General features: G+C 44.8%; 3 protein-coding genes and 1 rRNA gene. 1 reads left to right on the top strand and 3 read right to left on the bottom strand.

The annotated features are described in order from the left end of the window. The first annotated feature begins 63 nt into the window (after window positions 1-63). Window positions 64-175, top strand: a 5S ribosomal RNA gene (gene rrf / locus VN105_RS27150). Between the two features lie 104 nt (window positions 176-279). Here the strand turns inward: rrf and VN105_RS27145 are convergent. From VN105_RS27145 to VN105_RS27135, 3 genes are all read right to left on the bottom strand, one after another. After that, complete coding sequence (locus VN105_RS27145) at window positions 280-1,119, bottom strand: hypothetical protein (protein WP_325646175.1); 840 nt, start codon at window positions 1,117-1,119, stop codon at window positions 280-282. 32 nt (window positions 1,120-1,151) lie between these two features. After that, entirely contained in the window at window positions 1,152-2,177 is a 1,026-nt protein-coding gene (locus VN105_RS27140) for a LacI family DNA-binding transcriptional regulator (protein ID WP_325646173.1), read from the bottom strand. A 142-nt stretch (window positions 2,178-2,319) separates the two neighbouring features. Then, the gene (locus VN105_RS27135; RefSeq protein ID WP_325646171.1) at window positions 2,320-4,884 is read right to left on the bottom strand and encodes a zinc-dependent metalloprotease; all 2,565 of its coding nucleotides are present in this window, start codon (window positions 4,882-4,884) and stop codon (window positions 2,320-2,322) included. Between the last annotated feature and the right edge of the window lie 557 nt (window positions 4,885-5,441).

Here is a 5,441-nt window from a genome sequence, read left to right as displayed (position 1 = left end):
AATTTTGAATACAACTTTCCCGATATGTTATCTTATTAGTTTGCTGTAAAGCAAAGAAGATCTTATGGTGGTTATGCCGAGGGTGTTCACCTCTTCCCATTCCGAACAGAGAAGTTAAGCCCCTCATGGCCGATGGTACTGCACTATCATGCGGGAGAGTAGGTAGCTGCCATACTTATTAAGAAAAAGCCTTAGTGTTTCATACACTAAGGCTTTTTTATTTTATATCATCTGTGATCTCTCATTATATCATCTCCGGAAAATCATCTTCATAAATTATTATTTCCGGTTATACCACTTTGCCAGATCTATCGCAACGCCCATATTGAAATTTACAGGCTGGAAATACTCATTGAAATTTTTATCGGAAGAATAATTATCGTTATAGAAACTATTATTGTTTAATGGCGTTGAAAACAGCAGCTGCGCCTGGAATTTTACGTACTTGAACCCTACACGGACGGTAAACGCCGGCTCGTAAAACACTACTGTTTTATCGTGAATGCGCATAAATTTGTTTTGCTCCGCTTCATTGTTTTCAAATGCCTTTACGCCAATATTGCTATTGTAAAAGTTTACAAACGAAAACCGGCTGCTGAACGCTGCTTCCACCACCCGGTGAGCGAGGCCGAAACTAGGTTGAATAAATACCTTACTGAAGCGGTTTTTGATAACATAGTCGTTAAGGTTGATATTACCCGTACCGTCGTTATCTGATTTGTAATCGCCGGACAGCGTTTTGAAATGGCCGCTGCCATAGCCTGCATACACATCAAAAACCGCTTTCTTACCAGGGCCAATGGGTTTAAAAAAACCAACAGCTCCTTCTATCAGTCCTCCGCGGGTGTTATTATCGCTGAACAGGCCATCGTCATCATAACTGTTTGTAGGATCTGCATAATCCCATCCCCAATGATACTGGCCATTGGCCATAATACCTATGTTATCAGTGATGGCAAAGGCGCCCTGCAAATTAGTAGGGGTGATGCTACCTTTAAATTCATACTTCTCTTTCAGTAACGGGACATTCACCTGGTTAGGCACATAGATACGCTTGTTACAGGAGGATACGGCAAATGCAGCAGTACATAGCAATGCTGCATAAATGGAAGATTTCATACAGTTCTAGGTTATCAGTTTTTATTATTGAATTACGATCCGCTGGATTCCCGTTTGATCAGCTCTACCGGGAACACATAATTTTTTGTCACTTTTACTGCTTCTTCATGATTGATCAGCTGAACAATAGTCTCCACCGCTTTCTGCCCCATATTATAACCCGATTGTTCAATAGTAGTTAAAGAAGGCGAAATGATCCTGGAAGAAAGATCGTTGGAATAGCCCACTACTTTGATCTGCTCAGGAACGGCAATATTTCTTTTCCTCGCTTCACGGATAAAAGCAACTGCAGAACTATCATTGGCAGCAAACATCGCATCCGGCATTTTGTGTGCATCAAATAATTGTTGTGCAGCAACAGTAGCAGAGTCCATTGTGAGGTCATGAATATAAACCAGCTGTTCATCAAAGGGAATACCATATTGCGACAATGCTTCTTTGTAGCCTGAAAGTCTTTGTTGATAAAGGTTACAGGTAAGAACACCAGAGAAGTGGGCAATACGTTTGCAGCCTTGTTTGATCAGGTGTTCGGTGGCAAGGAAACCGCCCCTGAAATCGTCGCCTGTGATGGTATATCCCTGGAAATCGGTTGGCACACGGTCATAAAATACCAATGGAATATTGTTCTTGATAAACGGACTAAAGTGATCAAAATTAGTGGTAAACATGGAAGCTACCGCCAGTAATCCATCTACGCGGAGTGAATAGAAAGTATGTACCAGCTCTTTTTCCATGGCCACTGTTTCGTCCGATTGCCCAATTACGATACTGAACCCGTACTTATGTGCCTCATGCTGAATACCACTGATAGCGGTACTCTGAAAGTACATAGAAGTGCGGGGAACAATCAGCCCGAGGATATTCGACCTTTTTTTACGCAGGCTCGATGCAATCCAGTTGGGAACATAGCCCATTTCAGTAGCGGCAGCCTGTACTTTTTCGCGTGTTTCCAGGTTGATGAGCGGATTGTTTTGCAACGCACGTGAAACAGTAGATGCCGACAGGTTGAGTTTTTGTGCTATATCGTATATCGTAATTTTGTTTGTCCGATCTTTCACTTTTGAGGCTTCTTGGTTAATAATGCAACGATATTAAGCATTTTCCTCAATAATTTACCAGCCTTTTGAACATACATAAAACGAAAGTCCCCTTTCCGATGTTACAGGAAAGGGGACCGATATTTTCGTATATACTTTAGTGTTACTTAGGATCTAATGCTTTGTTAACACGCGCGATCAGGTCCTGTATATGGCTGCGGGTGATACTGTCGCCACTACCCGCGGCTGCACGCAGTTCTGTTCTCAGGGCCACCAGCTGGGCACGGCCAATGCCTGCCGCATCTGACCGGGCTGCACTTGGAGGTGCAAAACCACCCATCATCGGGTTGGCCGGAGCAGAAGGAGGCGTCACCAGTTCAGTGAGGTTATCCACATAGTTGCGTTGGAGGTTCCTGCGATATACATCTACAGACTGGTGTGTATAAATTTCTGAGAAGACGGATTTTTTCAGGTCGTTCAGCATTTCAACCGGGTCGTAAGCTTTCGCTCCCAGCGCGGCTTCCCCGCTGATCAGTTTATTGATGGTCCTGGTGCTCATCAGCCTGTCCAGTACCGGCGCCTGTACGGCATTGATCAGGGAAATACCGTCATTGCCTATCCGGCTAAGCAGATCCTGGTTGATCAGCCATTTTGGTGTGGTAAACAACTGTTTGTTCAGGAACGCCACTGCTTCCTTTTGGGTAGCTTTTGGTACGTATTCGTATACACCGCCTGCCTGTTCTACGGTTTTGGGTGTTTCGTAAATACCGCCCACGTTTTTGACTACATGGCCCATGTAACGGCCAAACTGACCGGCTACTTCTTTATACAATTCAGACAGGTTACCATAGCCTTCGTTCTCTACCTTCGTCCAGCTGAGGAGATTAGGCATAATAAACTGGAGGTTCTTTATACCGTAGCCACTGGCAATCATTGCGTTGTCGCCCAGGTCTTCGTTCTGGGATCGTGGATCATCAGGATTCATTTCAGTGCCAAACCAGAACTTCTTATCCTTCAGTTTTTCAATTGTTATTTTATTGAGGACGGGTACTTCTGCTTCCGGGGATTTGGCCTGTGGCAGCAGTTTATACCCCCATTCAATGGCCCATTTATCGTAGTAGTTAATACGGGGATAAAGATCAGCTCCGCTGATGCCATCGCCGGGTTGCGCTACGTAGTTAAAACGTGCGTAGTCCATGATAGAAGCGGCATGACCATTCTTTTTCACCCATTCCTTATCACGCAGTTTTTCAACCGGGTAGGTAGAACTGGATCCGAAGTTATGACGTAAGCCCAGGGTATGGCCTACTTCGTGGGAAGATACAAAGCGGATCAGTTCACCCATCAGTTCATCGCTGAACTGCATGTTGCGGGCGCGCGGATCGTTAGGGGACGCCTGTACAAAATACCAGTTGCGCAGCAAACGCATTACGTTGTGGTACCAATTGATATGACTTTCAATGATTTCGCCGGAGCGGGGATCGTGTACGTGGGGGCCGCTTGCATTAGGTACATCAGACGGTTTGTATACAATAGCAGAGAACCGGGCGTCTTCGATAGACCAGGTGGAATCTTCCTGGGGAGTGGGCGCCATTTTAGCGATAATGGCATTTTTAAAGCCCGCCTGTTCAAAAGCTGACTGCCAGTCGTTCACACCCATGATAAGATATTTACGCCATTTTACCGGGGTGGCAGGATCAATATAAAACACGATGGGTTTCACTGGTTCCACCAGTTCCCCGCGTTTATACTTTTCCATGTCTTCCGGCTTTGGTTCCAGGCGCCAGCGGGTGATCATCTGGATCTTTTTTACTCCCTGCGGATCCGCATCAAAGTCGGTAACGCTGGTGGTGAAATAACCTACGCGGGGATCAAAATAGCGGGGCTGCATGGGCACTGCAGGGAGTAATACCATGGAGCTATTGAGTTCCACGGTAGCATTACCGCCCGGGGAAGGGGGCATACCCGGGCCTGCGGGTCCACCGGATTTGCTATATGTTTTTACGGTTTTTATTTCGGTGTTCATCGGGTAGGACCTTACATCGGAGATGTAGGATTTGTCCGGCTGAACGCCACCGATTTTGAGCATGTTTTTAACCTGTCCGTCGAAGAAAAGGATGTCGTTGTCGCCACTGATGTATTCAGTCAGGTCAATAACAGTACCTTTCCCGTTTTTAGACGTAGCTTTTACATCAAATGCTGCCACGATAGGCTGCAGGTTGGAGTTGCTCACAGAGGTGAACATCGGCTGGGTAGAATCTTTTGATACATCGGCATAGGAGATGTTTTTCAGGAAGATGCGATGGTTAGGGCCTTTTTCGAAGCGGATCACATTTTCGCCGATGATATCACCGCTGAAACCCATCATCATGGCGCGTAAGCCGGCAGCTGATTTAGCGATCCTGTTCACTACCAGTACATCTCTTCCCAGCAGGGAATCAGGGATTTCAAAGAAAAAGCGGTCGTCTTGTTTGTAGATATTAAACAGGCCGGAATCCGCTTTGGCTTTATCGGTAATAACTTCAGCGAAGGGTTTGGGGCCTGGTTTTGGTCCTGGTTTGATCATGGGGGGCTTCCCGGTAGTGTCTTTTGCAGGAGCAGGAGTAGTTGGCGCGGCGTTGCGGTTATGTTTTTTCCGCTGGGCACTGGCTGGTTGATAGGCTGTAATACCCAGGCAAAGTGCGCCTGCCACAGCTATTATCAGTTTGTGGTGAAATGGTTTGCTCATTACGATTTAATAATTGGTTTTTGATTAGTTGTTATGTTTTTTTAAAAACCTTTGCAAGTAAGTATATTAAGTATTAACTTATCAGGAAAATCCATAAGCGCAGTAAAGACTGTAAGAATGGAAAAAAAGGAGTAAAATTGAGGGTAGGAGTCAAAACATTAGTTGCGGTGGCAACTTTTTTAATGTAAGTATTTATTGTTATAGCAAATAATAGTTTCATATGGCAGAGGCGGATGAGGACAGGTTAATTGCCGCTGCTGGGTTGAATTTCAAGTTATGAACCGGGGAAATATTCGATGTTGTGTTGCTAAATGCTATTAGCGTCGCCTGAAACTGTTTACTGGCGCGGGAATAAATAAGTTAGCGGAATTGTAAGATTTCTGTTGGAACATTTGAATTTTTTCTTAAATTGTGCGTCCAACTTTGAAAAAATCAAACGATTTCAAGTATTGGGACAGTAACAATAAGTTGTGAGAACTGCAATATTGGTTTATTCGCTTATGTAAGTGTTTGCTCTAAAAAAACGAGTGGTCTAAAAGCCCTGTGGTGGGGCTTTT

The sequence above is a fragment of the Chitinophaga sp. genome, assembly GCF_035564935.1.
In the GTDB taxonomy this organism is placed as follows: domain Bacteria; phylum Bacteroidota; class Bacteroidia; order Chitinophagales; family Chitinophagaceae; genus Chitinophaga.
This window is presented reverse-complemented; position numbering and strand designations above follow the sequence as displayed.